The organism is Pantoea sp. SYBGC1, from assembly GCF_057197005.1.
In genome coordinates, this window is the sequence record NZ_JBXUNM010000003.1 from 136,877 (window position 1) to 154,609 (window position 17,733).

The 17,733-nt window shown below is 56.5% G+C and carries 20 protein-coding genes; 5 read left to right on the forward strand and 15 right to left on the reverse strand.

Annotated elements, in window-relative coordinates:
• Positions 1-33: 33 nt before the first annotated feature.
• From nei to AC2CF9_RS07935, 11 genes are all read right to left on the reverse strand, one after another.
• Complete coding sequence (gene nei / locus AC2CF9_RS07885; protein WP_484556714.1) at positions 34-822, reverse strand: endonuclease VIII; 789 nt, start codon at positions 820-822, stop codon at positions 34-36.
• Between the two features lie 12 nt (positions 823-834).
• The gene (gene pcp / locus AC2CF9_RS07890) at positions 835-1,482 is read right to left on the reverse strand and encodes a pyroglutamyl-peptidase I (protein ID WP_150017497.1); all 648 of its coding nucleotides are present in this window, start codon (positions 1,480-1,482) and stop codon (positions 835-837) included.
• 7 nt (positions 1,483-1,489) lie between these two features.
• A complete protein-coding gene (locus AC2CF9_RS07895; protein WP_150017499.1) occupies positions 1,490-2,506 on the reverse strand; it encodes a DUF979 domain-containing protein in 1,017 nt (338 codons plus the stop codon).
• Complete coding sequence (locus AC2CF9_RS07900; protein WP_039383210.1) at positions 2,506-3,234, reverse strand: DUF969 domain-containing protein; 729 nt, start codon at positions 3,232-3,234, stop codon at positions 2,506-2,508. The genes AC2CF9_RS07895 and AC2CF9_RS07900 overlap by 1 nt, the downstream gene beginning before the upstream one ends.
• Before the next feature lie 59 nt (positions 3,235-3,293).
• The gene (pxpA, locus tag AC2CF9_RS07905) at positions 3,294-4,031 is read right to left on the reverse strand and encodes a 5-oxoprolinase subunit PxpA (protein WP_484556715.1); all 738 of its coding nucleotides are present in this window, start codon (positions 4,029-4,031) and stop codon (positions 3,294-3,296) included.
• Positions 4,021-4,953 carry a 5-oxoprolinase subunit PxpC gene (pxpC, locus tag AC2CF9_RS07910; RefSeq protein WP_150017503.1) on the reverse strand — a complete coding sequence of 311 codons (933 nt, stop codon included), beginning with the start codon at positions 4,951-4,953 and terminating at the stop codon, positions 4,021-4,023. Before pxpC ends, pxpA begins: the two co-directional genes overlap by 11 nt.
• Positions 4,947-5,606, reverse strand: a complete 660-nt coding sequence (pxpB, locus tag AC2CF9_RS07915; protein WP_484556716.1) for a 5-oxoprolinase subunit PxpB — start codon at positions 5,604-5,606, stop codon at positions 4,947-4,949. The genes pxpC and pxpB overlap by 7 nt, the downstream gene beginning before the upstream one ends.
• 154 nt (positions 5,607-5,760) lie before the next feature.
• Positions 5,761-6,504, reverse strand: a complete 744-nt coding sequence (locus AC2CF9_RS07920; RefSeq protein ID WP_150017507.1) for a type 2 GTP cyclohydrolase I — start codon at positions 6,502-6,504, stop codon at positions 5,761-5,763.
• Positions 6,505-6,522: 18 nt separating this feature from the next.
• Positions 6,523-7,950 carry a deoxyribodipyrimidine photo-lyase gene (phrB, locus tag AC2CF9_RS07925; protein ID WP_484556717.1) on the reverse strand — a complete coding sequence of 476 codons (1,428 nt, stop codon included), beginning with the start codon at positions 7,948-7,950 and terminating at the stop codon, positions 6,523-6,525.
• A 12-nt stretch (positions 7,951-7,962) separates the two neighbouring features.
• A complete protein-coding gene (locus AC2CF9_RS07930) occupies positions 7,963-8,919 on the reverse strand; it encodes a YbgA family protein (protein ID WP_039383196.1) in 957 nt (318 codons plus the stop codon).
• A gap of 148 nt (positions 8,920-9,067) precedes the next feature.
• Positions 9,068-9,268, reverse strand: a complete 201-nt coding sequence (locus AC2CF9_RS07935; protein WP_094111652.1) for a YbfA family protein — start codon at positions 9,266-9,268, stop codon at positions 9,068-9,070.
• Between the two features lie 237 nt (positions 9,269-9,505).
• On the opposite strand from AC2CF9_RS07935, the gene kdpE reads away from it, so the two are divergent.
• The gene (gene kdpE / locus AC2CF9_RS07940; RefSeq protein ID WP_484556718.1) at positions 9,506-10,180 is read left to right on the forward strand and encodes a two-component system response regulator KdpE; all 675 of its coding nucleotides are present in this window, start codon (positions 9,506-9,508) and stop codon (positions 10,178-10,180) included.
• Positions 10,181-10,220: 40 nt separating this feature from the next.
• On the opposite strand, the gene pgm is transcribed toward kdpE, so the two are convergent.
• Together pgm and seqA are read right to left on the reverse strand one after the other, a co-directional pair.
• On the reverse strand, positions 10,221-11,861 hold the full coding sequence (pgm, locus tag AC2CF9_RS07945) for a phosphoglucomutase (alpha-D-glucose-1,6-bisphosphate-dependent) (RefSeq protein ID WP_039383189.1): 1,641 nt from the start codon (positions 11,859-11,861) through the stop codon (positions 10,221-10,223).
• A gap of 25 nt (positions 11,862-11,886) precedes the next feature.
• Entirely contained in the window at positions 11,887-12,426 is a 540-nt protein-coding gene (gene seqA / locus AC2CF9_RS07950) for a replication initiation negative regulator SeqA (protein ID WP_150017513.1), read from the reverse strand.
• 243 nt (positions 12,427-12,669) lie between these two features.
• Here seqA and ybfF point away from each other — a divergent pair, with 243 nt between their 5' ends.
• The 4 genes from ybfF (at position 12,670) to fur (ending at position 15,339) form a co-directional block, all read left to right on the forward strand.
• Entirely contained in the window at positions 12,670-13,434 is a 765-nt protein-coding gene (ybfF, locus tag AC2CF9_RS07955) for an esterase (RefSeq protein WP_484556719.1), read from the forward strand.
• A 158-nt stretch (positions 13,435-13,592) separates the two neighbouring features.
• Positions 13,593-13,868, forward strand: a complete 276-nt coding sequence (gene ybfE, locus AC2CF9_RS07960) for a LexA regulated protein (protein WP_039383184.1) — start codon at positions 13,593-13,595, stop codon at positions 13,866-13,868.
• A gap of 137 nt (positions 13,869-14,005) precedes the next feature.
• Entirely contained in the window at positions 14,006-14,536 is a 531-nt protein-coding gene (gene fldA / locus AC2CF9_RS07965; protein ID WP_039383182.1) for a flavodoxin FldA, read from the forward strand.
• Between the two features lie 356 nt (positions 14,537-14,892).
• Positions 14,893-15,339 carry a ferric iron uptake transcriptional regulator gene (gene fur, locus AC2CF9_RS07970; protein WP_039383181.1) on the forward strand — a complete coding sequence of 149 codons (447 nt, stop codon included), beginning with the start codon at positions 14,893-14,895 and terminating at the stop codon, positions 15,337-15,339.
• A gap of 60 nt (positions 15,340-15,399) precedes the next feature.
• Here the strand turns inward: fur and AC2CF9_RS07975 are convergent, their stop codons facing one another.
• A complete protein-coding gene (locus tag AC2CF9_RS07975; protein WP_484556720.1) occupies positions 15,400-15,795 on the reverse strand; it encodes a hypothetical protein in 396 nt (131 codons plus the stop codon).
• A gap of 235 nt (positions 15,796-16,030) precedes the next feature.
• On the reverse strand, positions 16,031-17,701 hold the full coding sequence (gene glnS, locus AC2CF9_RS07980) for a glutamine--tRNA ligase (RefSeq protein ID WP_150017519.1): 1,671 nt from the start codon (positions 17,699-17,701) through the stop codon (positions 16,031-16,033).
• Positions 17,702-17,733: the final 32 nt, after the last annotated feature.

Genomic DNA, 17,733 nt, shown 5'->3' on the forward strand with positions numbered 1-17,733 from the left:
CTTTTCTTTTGCCCGCAATCTGCCCGCGTCTGGTTATAGCTGGCACCCCGGACACCAGTAAAAAGGACGTGATGAGAGCACGCCTTTCTCAATCAGCGTACCGCAGCGCCGGCACTTTTTGCCCTGCCGGTGAAAGACTTCAAAGCGAAACGCCGCCTCTTCATGATACTTCTTCATGCTGCCACGCATTTTGTAAGAGAGACGCGGGATCGCCAGCAGCGCGTCACTGAGCCTGTCGAGCTGAGCGTCGTCCAGATCCTGCGCCCGGTGCTGCGCGCGCAGGCCGGCGTGCCACAGGATCTCAACCCGCAGATAGTTACCCAGTCCGGCCAGAAAAGCCTGGTCGAGCAGCAGGCCGCTGAACTGCCGGCGCCGGAACCGCGGCGAAAGCAGGCGCTCGCGCACCTCCGCGATGGTCAGCGTGGCATCCAGCACATCCGGCCCGACGCGCTGCAGAAACGGGTGTGCACCGAGCGTGTCCGCATTCAGCAGCTCAATATCAGACGCGCTGTAAAGCAGAATAGCTTTATCGGCGCTCTCCAGCCGCACCCGCAGCTGCCGGGTGGTCGCGGGCTGCGTGCCTGCGGCCACGACCCGCCAGACGCCGTAGAGCTGATTGTGACTGTAAAGCGTCAGGCCATTAGAGAAATGGGTCAGCAGCGCCTTACCGCGCGTTTCAATGGCGTTAACCGTTTCGCCCAGCAAGGCGGGCTCATAGGTTTTCAGCGATGGAAAAGCAAACCACACATCGGTAAGGGGCTTGCCCACGATAGCGGCTTCCAGCTGATCCGCCGCCCGGCGGATCTCCGGTCCCTCTGGCATACAGACTCCTGATTAGTGTGTTGCGCCACCCGCAACACGGATGTCGTCATGGGTGTTCATCATGACCTGAATGGCGATTTCCAGCGCCTGCGTCACGCTGCTAACGGACATGCTGGGCGCACCAGGATGATTCACCGCCTGCTGCGGCATCCAGGGAATGTGCATAAATCCGCCGCGTGCCGGGCTGCCGTGGGTATGCAACCAGTGCAGCAGAGAGTACATCACGCTGTTACAGGTAAAGGTGCCGGCCGTTTGCGAAACCGAGGCGGGAATGCCCGCCTCCCGCAGCGAGGCGACTATCGCTTTAATGGGCAGCGTGGCAAAGTAGGCCGCCGGACCTCCCGCTACGACCGGCTCATCCACCGGCTGCTGCTGCTGGTTATCGGGGATACGCGCATCGTGAATATTGATCGCTACCCGCTCCAGCGTAATATCGCAGCGCCCGCCCGCCTGCCCCACGCAGAGAACGCCATCGGGCTGCAGCGTGGTCAGCGCGTCAGTCAGCACCGCACCGCAGGTTGCAAACACCACCGGCAGCTGGCGTACCACCACCCGCACGCCAGCCAGCGTTTTACCGTCAAAGTCGCGTACCGCCTCCCAGGAAGGATTGAGACGCTCACCGCCAAACGGCTCAAAAGCCGTTAACAAGACCGTTTTCATTACTGCCTCACAAAAACATCAGGAAGTAGAGCAGGAAAATATTCACTAACAAGAGTAGTACACCGGTAGGAACCTGAGCCTTGATCACCGCATTCCGATCCGGCAGCTCCAGCAGGCGCGCGGGCACGATGTTGAAGTTTGCTGCCATCGGTGTCATCAGCGTGCCGCAGTATCCGGAAAACATGCCGATCGCCGCCATGACGGCCGGGTTGCCGCCATGCTGCAGGACCAGAATCGGAATGCCGACGCCGGCCGTCACAATCGGGAACGCGGCAAAGGCGTTGCCCATCACCATCGTCAGTAGCGCCATTCCTCCGGCATAGACCGCCACCGCAATCAGCCGGTTATCCACCGCCAGATAGTGTTCAGTGAGGTGCGAAATCGCGCTGCCGACACCGGCGCTGGTAAACAGCAACCCCAGCGTGGCGAGGATCTGCGGCAGAATAAACGCCCAGCCTACCGCATCCAGCAGGCGCCGTGTCTCCTGCATCGACTGCAGCGGTTTTTCCCGCGTAAACGCCAGCGCAATCAGCCAGCCCAGAATACAGCCCACCATCATTGAAAACAGCGTCACCAGCGTAGCGTGGTTGCCCGCGCCAAACACCTGCTCCTGCAGGCCGGGAATATGATTAAACGCCAGTACGCCAATCACCGTAACCAGCGGTATCGCCAGCGCGGGTAAGAACAGCTTATTGCCCAGCCGTCTGGCGCTGGCCTGTTTCTCTGCCTCAGTACGCTGATGATAGCGCCCGAGGCGCACCCCGCCACAGCCAGCGATCAGCGCCATCACAACCACGACCACCCCGGTGGCGATATGCAGCCAGCGGCGGCCCAGCTCAGCGTCACCGGCCCACTGCCCCGCCAGCTGATAAGCGCCATCACCAATCAGAAAAATCAGGCCATAGAGCGCCCAGAAAAGACCGGTTGTCAGACGACGCGGATTGGCGCGGTCTCCCCAGGAGAGCAGCGCAACCACCAGCAGAATCGCCCCTGCCAGCCACATCAGATATTGTTGCTGAAACATTACTTCTCCTCCCTGGCGTGCAGCGCCTGCTGATTCAGCGCACCCAGCTCACGCGACAGCTGACGATCCAGCCGCACCAGACGAGCCGAGTGGATAAGAAAGGCGCACAGCGCGGTCGGGATACCCCACAGTGCAATATGCAGCGGCTCGGTGGTAATGCCCGCTGATTCCTGCATAAAGTTATGCATAAAGATAATCGCGCCAAACGCGACAAAGATATCCTCACCAAAGAAAAGACCGACGTTATCCGTCGCGGCAGACATGGCGCGCAGCCGGTGACGTATCTCTGGCGAAACCTCACCGTAGCGGTTTTCCGTCGCCCCTTCCGCCATTGGTGCCAGCAGCGGACGCACCATCTGCGGATGGCCGCCCAGGCTGGTCAGCCCGAGCGCAGCAGTTGCTTCGCGCACAAACAGGTAAACGATAAGCAGACGGCCGGCGGTGGCAGTTTTGATCTGCGCAATCCAGCTCTGGGCACGCTCTTTCAGCCCGTGGCGTTCCAGCAATCCGATTACCGCCAGCGGCAGCAGCAGGATCAGCGGCAGATTGCGCGTATTGAGAAAGCCGGAACCGAGTTTTTCCAGAATGTCGCCGAGTGGCATCTGCGCCGCAAGACCGGTAACAAAGCCCGCGACGATCACCACCAGCACCGGATTAAAGCGTAATAAAAAACCAATAATAATGGCCAGGATCCCCAGCAGGGGCCAGAGGTTGACAACGTTTTCCATGATTTTCCTCACTGAAAACAAAAAAGCCCGGCCGTAGCAGGCCGGGCGAAAAAGGGAGGTTATGCGCTGCTGACGGCAATCTGCTCAGCAGCAAACGCGGCACGCAGCGTGCGGGCAAACTGCAGCGCGTGTGCGCCATCGCCGTGCAGGCAGACCGTCTCCGCGTTGACGGCGACCCACTCACCGCTCACGCTTTGCACCTGCTGCTGCTTTACCATAGCCAGCGTCTGCGCCAGCGCCTGGCCGGCATCATCAATCAGCGCGCCTGGCTGGCTGCGCGGCACCAGCGCCCCGCTTGCCAGATAGCCGCGATCGGCAAACACCTCTTCGCGGGTGCGCAGGCCATACCGGGCGCCTGCCGCAATCAGCTCGCTGCCTGCCAGGCCAACCAGAATGAGCTGAGCATCCACCGCCCGTACTGCCCGGGCAATCGCGTCAGCGAGCTGCGGATCGGCGGCGGCCTGGTTATAAAGCATGCCGTGCGGCTTAACGTGAAACAGCCGTGCGCCTTCACTTTCCGTCATGCTTTTCAGCGCGCCAATCTGATAGATCATCTGGGCATAGACTGTCTCCGGCGGCAGCTGCATCGCCGTGCGGCCGAAATTCTCGCGATCGGGAAAGCCCGGATGGGCGCCAATCGCCACCCCTGACGCATTGGCCCAGCGCACCGACTGCAGCATGGTCTGCGCATCACCGGCGTGAAAACCGCAGGCGATATTGGCAGAACTTACCAGCATCAGCAGTTCCCGATCGCAGCTGCTGCCTTCGCCGAGATCGGCATTCAGATCAATTTTCATGCGTAAGCCCCCAGGCTATCTGATCCAGCGCGCGCTGCTGCTGCTGTTTCGCCAGCAGCGCCTCCTCCAGCGTGCACGGAATAAAGTGAATCGGTTCGCCGAGCCGGATTTGCGCCAGCTGATAAATATCCGCCTCGATAATACAGGCGATCCGCGGATAGCCGCCGGTGGTCTGTGCATCCGCCATCAGCACAATAGGCTGGCCGTTTGGCGGCACCTGCACTACGCCAGGCACCAGACCATGTGAGAGCAGATCGCGCGTGGCGGTCCGCTGCAGGCTGTCGCCCTGCAGGCGATATCCCATACGGTTACTCTGCGGGCTCAGTTTCCACGGGTTACGCCAGAATGCCTCCTGCGCCTCCTGGGTAAATTCGCTATATTCCGGACCCGGCAGCGCACGAATGCGGTTTCCCCACAGCAGCTGGCGCACACCCGCCGGCTGGCTGAAGTGGCGGGTTGGCTCGCCCAGCGGCAGACGATCGCCATCCTGCAGCCTGCGGCCCTGCCAGCCGCCAAACGCAGCTTTCAGATCGGTGCTGTGCGAGCCCAGCATTTCTGCTACCGCAAACCCGCCGTTTACCGCCAGATAACTGCGCATGCCGCTGGTTGGCATGGATAGCGTAAGCACCTGACCACGCTGCACCGGCAGGCGCCATCCGGTCCAGACCGGCTTGCCATCCAGCTCAGCGTTACAGGCGGCTCCCGTCAGCGCAAACCAGCCGTCGCGCTGAAACTCCGCCCTGAACTGACCCAGCACAATCTCCAGCACCGCGCTGTTCTCGCTATTACCTACCAGCATATTTGCGGTACGCATGGAGGGCTCATCCAGCGCACCGCTCAGGCTGACGCCCAGCTGACGCCAGCCGTGCCGCCCGCGATCCTGTACCGAAGTCATTAGGCCGGCGCGTAAAATATTCAGCATATACCCTCCTTCTGCGGCACAAACCGCACGCGGTCCCCGGGACGCATCAGCGTGGGCGGCTGCTTAAGCGGATCAAACAGGCTAAGTGGCGTATGGCCAATCAGCTGCCAGCCGCCGGGGGCAGCCAGCGGATAGATACCGGTCTGACTGCCGCCAATCCCCACTGAACCAGCCGGGACAGCCACGCGCGGTTCGGCGCGACGCGGCGTATGCAGTCGCGTATCCAGGCCGCCCAGATAGGGAAAACCAGGCTGGAAGCCAAGAAAGTAGACAATGTAATCTGCGCTGCTGTGCAGCTCTACCACCTGCGGCGGCGTCAGCCCGGCGCGATCTGCCACTTCTGACAGATCGGGTCCGGCGCTGCCGCCATACACCACCGGGATCTCAATCAGCCGGGGATTAGTTTGCGGCTGCTCTTCACTCTCTTCCCACCAGCGCTGCAGACGCTCTATGGCGTCCTGCGCATCGATTTGTGACTCGCGCAGTATCAGCGTGAGGTTGTTCATGCCGGGGATCGCCTCCTGCACCTGCTCATCCTGCTGCAGTCGCTCACATAATCCCCAGATGCGCTGCTGACTGGCGAGCGAAACCGGCGGCGCCAGTTCCAGTACCACCGCCCGCTCTCCCAGTAAATAACAACGTGCCTGTTGCAAAACCCACCTCCCGATCGTGAATAACGCGCGCCGGCAGACGTGCTGCGGCACGATAAACCTTTCACATAGCTGCTCAGGTTCAATAGGTTATGCAAAAGTGGCGGAGATGTGTCAACCAGTTTGCGCCCGGCGAGCGGACGCAGAGAGAGAAAAATCAGGCAGGATTGTCGATATCAATAAAGGTAACATCGAGGTGGTGATGCTGCGCCAGCCACTCACCCAGCGCTTTGATACCGTCGCGCTCGGTCGCGTGATGGCCCGCAGCGAAAAAGTGCAGCCCCTGTTCGCGCGCGCTGTGAATGGTCTGCTCAGAGACTTCGCCCGTAATAAAGGCGTCAACGCCGGCCGCGGCCGCGCTGTCGATAAAGCCCTGACCACCGCCGCTGCACCAGGCCACGCGTTTGATCAGCGCGGGTGCGTTATCACCGCAGTGCAGCGGCGTGCGTCCCAGGCGCTGCGCGATTTTTTCTGCCAGGTCGCTGCCGCTGAGCGGCGTGCGCAGCTCACCCCAGGGCAGCAGCGGCTCGATTTCACCCCTGACGTCGATATCAAACAGGCGCGCCAGCTGTGCGTTATTTCCCAGCTGTGGATGCGCATCCAGCGGCAGATGCCAGCCATAGAGATTAATATCGTTAGCCAGCAGCGTGCGCAGACGCTGTCGTTTCATGCCTTTTATTGCCGGGGCTTCGTTTTTCCAGAAGTAGCCGTGGTGTACCAGAACGGCATCTGCATTCCGCTTTACCGCTTCATCCAGCAGCGCCTGGCAGGCGGTAACGCCGGTAACCACTCTCCTGACTTCACTGCGTCCCTCAACCTGCAGTCCGTTAGGCGCGTAGTCGCTAAACGCGCTGCTGTTTAGCTGCTGGTTAACGATCTTTTCCAGCTCAATGTTATTCATAAAGGCTCCGTAATCGCCTCAGGCCGCGCCACGTGCGCGTTCAAAAGCGTCTAATGTCTTTTTGCGTGCCGCCTTATGTTCCACGATCGGCTGGGGATAATCGAGTTTCTTGTTGTTTTTCTTCGCCCAGACGTGCGGCTGATGAATATCGCTGTCGGGCACCTCTTTCAGCTCCGGCAGCCACTGCCGGATAAATGCGCCCTGCTTATCGAACCGTTCACCCTGGGTTGTCGGGTTAAAAATACGGAAATAGGGAACGGGATCGGTGCCAGTAGAGGCTGCCCACTGCCAGCCGCCGTTGTTGGCAGCGAAATCACCGTCAATCAGCTGTTCCATAAAGTAGCGCTCGCCCTGCCGCCAGTCGATAAGCAGATCTTTTACCAGAAAGCTGGCGGTGATCATGCGCAGCCGGTTGTGCATCCAGCCAATGCTGTTCATCTGGCGCATGCCTGCATCAACGATGGGATAGCCGGTTTTGCCCGCTTTCCAGGCGTCAAAATGGGCGCTGTCTTTTTGCCAGCTGACGTGATGAGTCCAGTCGATAAACGGCTGATGTTTACAGAGCGCCGGATAGGCCACGATCAGATGGCGATAGAATTCCCGCCAGATCAGCTCACTGATCCAGGTAAAGGCTTTTCCTCCTTTCAGCGCATCAGCATGCTCTTTCACAATCCGGTGCAGACACTGCCGGGGTGAGAGTACGCCGGTTGAGAGATAGGCTGACAGCTGGCTGGTCCCGTCGCTGGCAGGCGTATCGCGCTCTGAGGGATAATCCAGCACCGGCTGTCTGGCAAACGCGCGCAGGCGTTTCAACGCCGCCTGTTCGCCGGCGGGAAAGAGCTTTTCATCGGGTTTTTCAGTCGGATAATCAAATGCGGGGATCTTTTTCAGGTTTTTCAGCGGAGCATCACCGCGTGCGGCAGGAGCGCTATGGCACTCTGGCAGCCCCTGCTGCAGCCGTTTTACAAACGCTTTGCTGAACGGCGTAAAAACTTTAAACGTGGTGTTATTGCCGGTCTGCACGCTGCCCGGCGGCAGCAGCAGGCTGTCATCAAATCCCTGACAGGTAATGCCCTGCTCATCCAGCTGCTTTTCGACGGCAGCGTCGCGCTCGCGCTCGTTAATTTCATACTGATAGTTGTAAAACAGCGCATCCACCTGATGCGTTTTGCAGAAGTCGCTCAGGTAATCAACTGAAGCAGCAAAATCATCGCACTGATGAAAATGCAGCGGAATGCCGCGTTCCGCCAGCGCCTGCTGCAGCTCGCACAGATTCTGATGAATAAAGGTCGCCTGTTTTGCTGACATGCTGTGCTGCCGCCACTGTTTCGGCGTGGCGATAAACAGCGCCATGACGTCAGCTTTTTTATCATGACACGCTGCCGCCAGCGCGCTGTTATCGTTAATACGCAGATCGTTGCGCAGCCAGAGCAGGTGTGTGGTCATGGGGCCTTGTCCTTATTGTCCGTAACGCAGGCGCAGTGCTTCCGGATAGGGATCGAAATAGCGCTGCTGCGCCAGCCAGGGATGCGGATACTCAGCCATGTAGTGTTTCAGCATGGTGATAGGGGCCAGCAGCGGCTGAACGCCACAGCGATAGCGATCGATTAGCTGCGCCAGTTCCTGACGCTGAGGAGAGCTGAGTTTTGGCCGGAAATAGCCCTGTACATGCATCAGCACATTAGTGTGATTGCGGCGCGATGCGCGATGCGACATCAGCTGCATCAGCCGGTTGCGGTACTCAAACGCATACTCCTCCAGCGACGCCCATTTATCCATAGCGGCCACGAAGCGTCCCAGTTCGCGATAGGCATCCTGCGCGTGCGACAGCAGCAGCAGTTTATACCGGCTGTGAAAGGCGATCAGTTTGTGCCGCGTCAGTCCGCTGCGCCACATTTCGTTAAACTCATGCAGCGCAAATACGCGCCCGGTGAAATTTTCGCGCAGAACCGGATCGTGCAGGCGGCCATCCTCTTCCAGCGGCAGCCAGGGCATCTCCTGCTGCAAAAAAGAGGTGAAGATGCCGATGCCCGATTTGCGATTATTGTTTGTGGCAGGATCGTAAACGCGCACCCGCTCCAGACCGCAGCTGGGTGATTTGGCGCAGAGAATATAGCCGCAAAGATGGTGCAGCGATTTGACGCGCTCCGCTGACCAGCTGCGCATTTCGCTGGTGACTTCCTGATTATCATCTTTGCTGAAACAGATATGGATCTGATCGTCGCCCTGCTTCACCAGTCTCAATGCCGGACGCGGTGTGGGCAGGCCGATAGCCATCTCAGGACAGACCGGCTCATAGCGCACAAATTGCGCGAGTTCGTCCGTTGCAAAGGCAAAACGCTTGTGGCCGCCATCAAATCGGACGCTATCCCCGAGCAGGCAGGCACTGATGCCGACAGGAATTTTCTCGCTCATACTTGTACAACCTCCAAAATCTTGTAGAGGTTTAAGTGTAGCGCAAATGGCGATGAATGGCAGGATATAGCAGGCGCTATAAGGAAAATTTTGTCAAAAAAAGCGGGCGCTTCGGGTAAAAGCGTCCGCCTTAGTCAGAAAAATTCTGTTACCAGTAAATACCGCCTGCCACCTCGGACTGCGCCAGCCATACCGGCTTGGTACTGGTTTTGCACCAGATACGGTGCAGGTAGCTATAAAAACGCGCACGATCGCGGCGAAATAGCATAAAAGGAAGTGCCGCAACGCCTGCAATCAGCACCAGTGTGCGCCGTATAACGATTTTTGGCAGTGAATAGCGTTTATCCATTGCGTTCCTCCTGAGCAGTCTGTTGTAAAGTGTGATCTGCCGCAAATATTACGCCTGACTGCTCACTTTTGCTACTCATCAGACCACTTATTCTGAACTTTTTTTAGCCGTTTTCCCGTTCCACAGAATGGCGTTACAACGGTGTGAATAACGGGTTATTTTACTGTGGTAAATCGCTGCGCGGACGCCGCTGCGGTTTATTGCTAAAGTAGAGAAAACCGTGTCGCAGGAGCCCACGTGACAACCATTTTGATTGTGGAAGATGAAAAAGAGATCCGCCGTTTTGTACGCCTGGCGTTAGAGAGCGAAGGCGTAAAAATTGTCGAAGCTGAACAGCTGCAGCGTGGTCTGATTGAAGCGGCAACGCGCAAGCCCGATCTGGTGATCCTCGATCTCGGCCTGCCTGACGGTGATGGCATCGCGTTTATTCGCGAAGTACGCCAGTGGAGCACGATGCCGGTTATTGTGCTTTCAGCCCGCAGTGATGAGCAGGATAAGATCGCAGCGCTGGACGCAGGTGCGGATGATTATCTGACAAAACCGTTTGGCATTGGCGAACTGCTGGCCAGGGTGCGGGTGGCTTTACGTCGTCATCAGGGCAGTCAGCCCGATGCGCGCGTGCTGTTTGGTGAAGTCTGCGTTGACCTGGCTGCACGCCGCATCACCCGCCGCGGCCAGGAAGTGCATCTGACGCCAACCGAGTTTCGCCTGCTCAGTCTGCTGCTGAATAACGCCGGCAAGGTGCTGACGCAGCGCCAGCTGCTGAATCAGGTCTGGGGACCCAATGCGGTGGAACACAGCCACTATCTGCGCATCTATATGGGCCACCTGCGTCAGAAGCTCGAAGAAAATCCGACGCAGCCTGCTCACCTGCTGACGGAAACCGGTATCGGCTACCGTTTTATGCCATAAAAAAAGGGCCGCAGCAGCGGCCCTTTTCACGGTATCACTCTCAGGCGTTCTTCAGAACTTCGCTGACAATTTCCACCGCTTCTTTCTCAATCAGCTCGCGATGCTCAGCGCCAAGGAAGCTTTCGCAGTAAATCTTGTAAGCATCTTCAGTGCCGGACGGACGCGCGGCAAACCAGCCGTTCTCCGTCATGACTTTCAGTCCGCCAATGGATGCGCCGTTACCCGGAGCGGCCGTCAGGCGTGCGGTGATCGGATCGCCCGCCAGCGTATCAGCGCTGACCATCTCTGGTGACAGCTTTGACAGCGCGGCTTTCTGAGCCGAGGTGGCCGACGCCTGCAGACGATTGTAGCTTGGCGCGCCAAAGCGCTCTGCCAGCTCATCATAGTGCTGCTGCGGATTTTTTCCGGTCACCGCTGTAATTTCAGCGGCCAGCAGGCAGAGAATGATGCCATCTTTATCCGTGGACCAGGCTGAACCATCAAAACGCAGGAAAGAAGCCCCCGCGCTCTCTTCGCCGCCAAAGCCAAAGCTGCCGTCGAACAGTCCATCAACGAACCACTTAAAGCCCACCGGTACTTCTACCAGCTTGCGACCAATATCATTAACCACGCGGTCAATCATCGCGCTGGAGACCAGCGTTTTGCCCACGGCAACATCACTGCCCCACTGCGGACGATGCTGGAAAAGATAGTTGATAGCGACGGCCAGGTAGTGGTTAGGATTCATCAGGCCAGCTGGCGTGACAATACCGTGACGGTCATAATCGGGATCGTTGCCGAAGGCCAGATCAAACTTGTCTTTATATGCCAGCAGACCCGCCATCGCGCACTCTGATGAACAGTCCATGCGCACCACGCCATCTTTATCCAGATGCATAAAGCGGAAGGTCTGGTCGATAGCGTCATTAACGATGGTCAGATCGAGGTTGTAATGCTCAGCGATACGCTGCCAGTAAGCCATACCTGAGCCGCCAAGCGGATCTACGCCAATTTTCAGTCCCGCTTTCTGAATCGCCGGGAAGTCGATAACCTGCGCCAGTCCTTCAACATAAGGCTGAATCAGATCCTGCTCGACAATGTGGCCGCTCTGCCACGCCTGATCCAGCGGCAGACGTTTCACATCCTGCAGACCGCCTTTAATCAGCTGGTTAGCGCGATCTTCCACCACTTTTGTGACGTTGGTATCAGCCGGCCCACCGTTTGGCGGATTGTATTTAATGCCGCCATCTTCCGGTGGATTGTGTGAAGGGGTGATCACAATGCCGTCAGCCTGCGCGCCGCCGCGTTTGTTATGCTCCAGAATAGCATTGGAGATAGCGGGCGTTGGCGTGTAGCCGTTATCCTGCTGCACGATGACATCTACACCGTTCGCCGCCAGCACTTCCAGTACTGACAGAATAGCGGGCTCAGAGAGCGCGTGCGTATCTTTGCCCACGTAGCATGGACCCGTGATACCGTTCTTTTTGCGCTCTTCGGCGATCGCCTGTGCGATAGCCAGAATGTGCTCTTCATTGAAGCTGTGACGTCCCGCGCTGCCGCGGTGGCCAGATGTGCCAAATTTCACCGCATGGTCCGGGTTAGCCGCATCCGGCTTCAGGACGTAATACTGCGAGGTTAATTGTGCAACGTTAATCAAATCGCTCTGCTGGGCAGGCTGCCCGGCACGGGGGTGATTGGCCATTGGCGCTTCTCCCTGACGCTTCAGTTTAAATGGTGCCGCAAACTTTCTCTGTCAGCTCCGGAGGGAACTGCATAGCCAGCATGATGTGCTCCACCATGCTGCATTTACGGCCTGTATTGGTGTTTGTGATGACCCAGTAAGGTGTACCTGGCACATGCTTGGGTTTGGTATGCGTGCCATTTTGCAGCAGCGTATGCTCATCACCGGCAAAATAGACGCGCGTACGTCCCTGCAGCGATGCGGTAGCATCGGCGAATGCATCAGGATCGAGACGATAGAGCGTTGACAAAATCAGCATAAAGCGGTTAACCGCCTTTTTCTGCTCGGCATACTCATCTGACAGCATCAGCTCGCGCATGGCACGCACGCGGTCCTGCGGACGCGCTTCAGGCTCTGCTGCTGTCGCCTCTTTTACCGGGGCCGTCACTGCTGGCGCTGCTGCAGCGCGCGAGCTGGCGGTAAATTTCAGCATGCGACGCAGTATGTCTGAGGCGCTTTCACCGATGTGCTGCGTGTGGCTGGCAATATAACGGTAGAGTTCTTCGTCAACTTCAATCGTTTTCATCTTATTCCGTACGAGTCTGGCAACTAGCAGAATCCCGCATTCTGCAACGCCCTTACCGGTAGCGGGCACGCAGAGAGCCTGGGATCTGACATATTGATTATAAAGTTAAATCCGCAATAGCTGATAGCGCTGGCAACGTTTACGGGCAAAAGTCAGAATATGCCCTAATACCTGGCGACCGCCACCCGGACAGGTAGAATCATGATACCCTAACCCACGCTCTCAACTGTAAGAACTTTAGCCATGATTTTGAATGCCCGTCTGCAAACTGCACAATCTGATTCTCACAGCGCACCGGTTTTACTTATCCATGGCCTGTTTGGCAGCCTGGATAACCTTGGCGGGCTGGCACGTGGCGTAGCCGATGCACGTACTACGCTGCAGGTCGATGTGCGCAATCACGGTTTATCGCCGCGCAGCAATAGCATGAGCTATGCTGCAATGGCGCAGGATATGGTGGATACGCTGGATGCACAGCAGATCTCGCAGGTTGATGTGATTGGCCACTCGATGGGGGGCAAGATCGCTATGGCACTGAGTGCGCTGGCGCCTGAACGCGTTGGCAAGCTGGTGCTGATTGATATCGCTCCCGTCGACTATCAGACGCGCCGGCATGATGAGATCTTTGCAGCGATTCGCGCGGTCTCCGCAGCCGGCGTGACGCGCCGCAGTGAAGCCACAGCGGTGATGCGACAGTTTATCCCTGAAGAGGGGATCATTCAGTTTATCCTGAAGTCCTTTGCTGAAGGAGAGTGGCGGTTCAACGTGCCGGTATTATGGGATAACTACGCGACGATATCGGGCTGGGAACCTATTCCCCCCTCGGCTCACCCGGCGCTGTTTATTCGCGGCGGCGACTCTCCGTATCTGGATAACCACTATCGGGCCCCGCTGCTGGCTCAGTTTCCTGAGGCGCGGGCGCAGGTCATTGCCGGTGCCGGGCACTGGGTGCATGCAGAGAAACCTGATGCCGTATTACGTGCCGTACGGCGCTTTTTTACACTCTGAAAGCAAAAGCTTATTGCGCTATGTTTAAGATTGGCGTCCCGTCTGACGCTGGAGTATGATGTCGCGCTAAAATTTTGCCGCGGTGGTTACACACTGTGGCTGGCCGATAATGTGTTTAATCGCGCGGCGCCGTTCGCGCCCACTCAGTTTCGCAAATCATGGCAAAAGAACAGACAGACCGTACCACGCTTGATCTCTTTGCAGACGAGCGACGACCGGGCCGCCCGAAAACCAGCCCGCTGTCGCGCGATGAGCAGTTGCGCATTAATAAGCGCAACCAGCTTAAACGCGATAAGGTTCGTGGGCTACGGCGCGTAGAGCTCAAAATGTCCGGCGAAGCGGTTGACGCGCTCAATACGCTGGCTGAGCAGCAAAATATCAGTCGCAGCGAGCTGATTGAGCAGATGCTGCTGACGCAGCTCAAACTCATATAATTTATGCAGACCGCACACAGGAACACAAACTCTGCGCTTTGCGCGTTCCGCGCTTTTTCAGGGTCTGCTATCATTCGCTTATCTGTGTAGTCTGTTGACTTACTCTCACATTCAGGATTTAAGAGGTTACCTAACCCATGGCAATCGTAGGCATTTTCTTCGGCAGCGATACCGGCAACACTGAAAACATTGCAAAGATGATCCAGAAACAACTGGGTAAAGATGTCGCCGAAGTGCATGACATTGCTAAGAGCACGAAAGAAGATCTGGAAGCGTTTGATATCCTGCTGCTGGGTATTCCTACCTGGTATTATGGTGAAGCGCAGTGCGACTGGGATGATTTTTTCCCGACGCTGGAAGAGATTGACTTCAATGGCAAGCTGGTTGCGCTGTTTGGCTGTGGTGACCAGGAAGATTACGCTGAGTACTTCTGCGATGCGCTGGGTACAATTCGCGACATTATTGAGCCAAATGGCGCAATTATCGTGGGTCACTGGCCTGTTGAAGGTTACCACTTTGAAGCCTCCAAAGGCCTGGCTGATGAGAAGCATTTCCTCGGGCTCGCCATCGATGAAGATCGTCAGCCAGAGCTGACGAATGCGCGCGTCGAGGGCTGGGTGAAGCAGATTTTTGATGAGCTGCAGCTCAAAGAAATTATTGAGGCATAATGTGTTGCCGTTACCCGATGCAGGCGCGGTTAACATCGGGTAACGGAATTGCCTATAAAAATAATAGCTACGCTTTTTTAACTTTTCCCTGCAATTCTGTAGAATACCCGCAACGGTTAATGGCTTATTCCTCTGTCAGCAGGCTGAGGCTGAGTGAACTGAGAACCCAGCACTGTATAATCCCGCCGGCGACAGCAAGAGCGTTACTCCCGCCTCTGGTGATTTCTTTAACATTTGCCTGGTTTCTATTCGCCTGTCCCGGTTCTATAATGAGACGCAAATGAGAATGCGCGTTAACCACACATTCAAGGCTGTTAAGCCGCAAATGACTAGCAAAGTAACAGGACAATATCCGCATGACTGACAACAATTCCGCATTGAAAAAGGCTGGCCTGAAAGTCACGCTGCCCAGATTAAAGATTCTGGAAGTGCTTCAGGAACCCCAGTGCCATCACGTCAGCGCGGAAGATTTGTACAAACGCCTGATCGATATGGGCGAAGAGATTGGTCTGGCCACGGTATATCGCGTTCTGAACCAGTTTGACGACGCGGGCATTGTAACCCGTCATAACTTCGAAGGCGGCAAGTCCGTTTTTGAATTAACGCAGCAGCAGCATCACGATCATCTTATCTGCCTGGACTGCGGTAAAGTGATTGAGTTCAGCGATGAGTCGATCGAAACGCGCCAGCGCGAAATCGCGACCCGCCACGGTATCAAGCTCACCAACCATAGCCTCTATCTGTATGGTCACTGCGAAGTGGGTGACTGCCGGGAAGATGAAACGCTGCATAACGATAAATAACGCAGTTACGCTGTAAAATAAAAAAACCGGTGCCTGCACCGGTTTTTTTGTTGCTGCAATTCAGGCGACCAGCGTCTCCTGCAGGTAGCGCCAGCGCGGATTTTCCGTTGTGCAGTCCAGCACCGCCAGCGAAATACGGCTGTGGCTCTCGCCGTTCAGTATCTGCAGTTCGCGATACTGAATGGTGACCTCTTTTTGCTGCTCAGAAATGATCGCATGTTCGCTGGTCGCGATGCGCATTCCTTCACGCTGTCCGCACAGGCGGCGAAATAGTTCTTCAACGTCATTCAGATTCAGCTGTCTGCCCTGTGGCGTAACCATCCGAAAATCAGGATGGAAATGCGACAGCAGCAGCCCCATGGTATCGTTGCTGACATCCGCATGATTAAAAATACGTTCAATGAGCTGATGTAAAACCACAACGCTATGTTTGGCTTCCTGAGCGAGGCTTGTCATTATTTTTCCCTTTTTGCTAGCCACAGACCAAGTCCGGAGTGCGCATAGCCTACCTGAAAAAAAGGATTTAACACGGTCAAATGCGTTAATTTTTTTAAAGTCAGACAAGTCGTAAGCCCGCGTATCTGCACAATTTTATTTAACGCAGAATAAATGTTTGCCGGGGAGCAAAAGAGGATAATAAAAAAGGGCGAATGCTCGCCCTTATATAATTTTATGATGCCGGAAGCGGTTATTATTCGCTGCCGATCTTCGCCCAGGTATCACGCAGGCCTACCGTGCGGTTAAATACCAGCGCTGATGGCTGCGAGTAGACGCTGTCCGCGCAGAAGTAGCCTTCACGCTCGAACTGATATGGCGAGGTTGCCACCGCTTCGCGCAGTCCTGGCTCCACAAAGCCCTGCTTAATCTGCAGCGAGTCCGGATTCAGGGTCGCGAGGAAATCCTCTGCCGCGCCCGGGTTAGGCACGCTGAACAGGCGATCGTAGAGGCGGAACTCAGCGGGCAGCGCATGAATTGCGGAGACCCAGTGGATCACCCCTTTTACTTTGCGGCCATCAGCCGGGTCTTTGCTCAGCGTATCCACATCGCAGGTCGCATAGATGCAGGTGATGTTGCCCGCCTCATCTTTTGCCACACGCTCAGCGCGGATCACATAGGCGTTGCGCAGGCGCACTTCTTTACCCAGTACCAGACGCTTATACTGCTTGTTAGCTTCTTCACGGAAATCTGCGCGGTCGATCCATACTTCGCGGCTGAAAGGCACGTCGCGCGTCCCCATCTCCGGCCGGTTAGGATGGTTTGGCATGGTGATGATCTCGTCATGCCCGGCAGGCAGGTTTTCAATCACGACTTTAAGCGGATCGAGCACGGCCATAGCACGCGGCGCATTTTCGTTGAGGTCGTCACGAATGCATGACTCCAGCGAAGCCATCTCAACGATATTGTCCTGTTTGGTAATACCGATGCGGCGGCAGAACTCACGGATTGATGCCGCGCTGTAACCACGACGGCGCAGGCCTGAAACGGTCAGCATGCGCGGATCGTCCCAGCCTTCAACCCGCTTTTCGCTCACCAGCTGCGTCAGCTTGCGCTTCGACATCACCGCATATTCCAGATTCAGGCGCGAAAATTCATACTGCCGCGGATGCACCGGAATCGTGATGTTATCCAGCACCCAGTCATACAGGCGACGGTTATCCTGAAACTCCAGCGTGCAGAGCGAATGCGTGATCCCTTCCAGCGCATCGGAGATGCAGTGCGTGAAGTCGTACATCGGATAGATGCACCATTTGTTGCCGGTCTGATGGTGTTCGGCAAACTTAATGCGGTAGAGCACCGGATCGCGCATCACGATAAAGCTGGAAGCCATATCGATTTTGGCACGCAGGCACGCCTTACCCTCTTCAAAGCCACCGTCGCGCATTTTCCGGAACAGCGCCAGGTTCTCTTCAACGCTGCGATCGCGATACGGGCTGTTTTTGCCCGGCGCCGTCAGCGTGCCGCGATACTCGCGGATCTGCTCGGGTGACAGTTCGTCAACGTACGCCAGCCCTTTGTTGATCAGCTCGACAGCATAATTAAACAGCTGATCAAAATAGTCGGATGAGTAACGAATGTTGCCGCTCCACTCAAAGCCCAGCCATTGCACATCATTTTTGATCGACTCGACGAACTCCATATCCTCTTTCACCGGATTGGTATCATCGAAACGCAGATTGCATTCCCCCTGATAATCCTGTGCGATTCCAAAGTTCAGGCAGATCGATTTTGCATGGCCAATATGCAGATAACCATTGGGCTCTGGCGGGAAACGGGTATGCACAGTACTGTGCTTACCGCTCGCCAAATCTTCGTCGATGATCTGACGAATAAAGTTCGTTGGGCGGGCTTCAGCCTCACTCATCTCAAAATCCTCAAACAATAACGGGTGATTTT

Coding starts and splice junctions, on each gene's coding strand:
- nei (WP_484556714.1), bottom strand. CDS start 822: ATGCCAGAGGGACCGGAGATCCGCCGGGCGGCGGATCAGCTGGAAGCC.
- pcp (WP_150017497.1), bottom strand. CDS start 1,482: ATGAAAACGGTCTTGTTAACGGCTTTTGAGCCGTTTGGCGGTGAGCGT.
- AC2CF9_RS07895 (WP_150017499.1), bottom strand. CDS start 2,506: ATGTTTCAGCAACAATATCTGATGTGGCTGGCAGGGGCGATTCTGCTG.
- AC2CF9_RS07900 (WP_039383210.1), bottom strand. CDS start 3,234: ATGGAAAACGTTGTCAACCTCTGGCCCCTGCTGGGGATCCTGGCCATT.
- pxpA (WP_484556715.1), bottom strand. CDS start 4,031: ATGAAAATTGATCTGAATGCCGATCTCGGCGAAGGCAGCAGCTGCGAT.
- pxpC (WP_150017503.1), bottom strand. CDS start 4,953: ATGCTGAATATTTTACGCGCCGGCCTAATGACTTCGGTACAGGATCGC.
- AC2CF9_RS07920 (WP_150017507.1), bottom strand. CDS start 6,504: ATGAATAACATTGAGCTGGAAAAGATCGTTAACCAGCAGCTAAACAGC.
- phrB (WP_484556717.1), bottom strand. CDS start 7,950: ATGACCACACACCTGCTCTGGCTGCGCAACGATCTGCGTATTAACGAT.
- AC2CF9_RS07930 (WP_039383196.1), bottom strand. CDS start 8,919: ATGAGCGAGAAAATTCCTGTCGGCATCAGTGCCTGCCTGCTCGGGGAT.
- AC2CF9_RS07935 (WP_094111652.1), bottom strand. CDS start 9,268: ATGGATAAACGCTATTCACTGCCAAAAATCGTTATACGGCGCACACTG.
- pgm (WP_039383189.1), bottom strand. CDS start 11,861: ATGGCCAATCACCCCCGTGCCGGGCAGCCTGCCCAGCAGAGCGATTTG.
- seqA (WP_150017513.1), bottom strand. CDS start 12,426: ATGAAAACGATTGAAGTTGACGAAGAACTCTACCGTTATATTGCCAGC.
- ybfF (WP_484556719.1), top strand. CDS start 12,670: ATGATTTTGAATGCCCGTCTGCAAACTGCACAATCTGATTCTCACAGC.
- ybfE (WP_039383184.1), top strand. CDS start 13,593: ATGGCAAAAGAACAGACAGACCGTACCACGCTTGATCTCTTTGCAGAC.
- fldA (WP_039383182.1), top strand. CDS start 14,006: ATGGCAATCGTAGGCATTTTCTTCGGCAGCGATACCGGCAACACTGAA.
- fur (WP_039383181.1), top strand. CDS start 14,893: ATGACTGACAACAATTCCGCATTGAAAAAGGCTGGCCTGAAAGTCACG.
- AC2CF9_RS07975 (WP_484556720.1), bottom strand. CDS start 15,795: ATGACAAGCCTCGCTCAGGAAGCCAAACATAGCGTTGTGGTTTTACAT.
- glnS (WP_150017519.1), bottom strand. CDS start 17,701: ATGAGTGAGGCTGAAGCCCGCCCAACGAACTTTATTCGTCAGATCATC.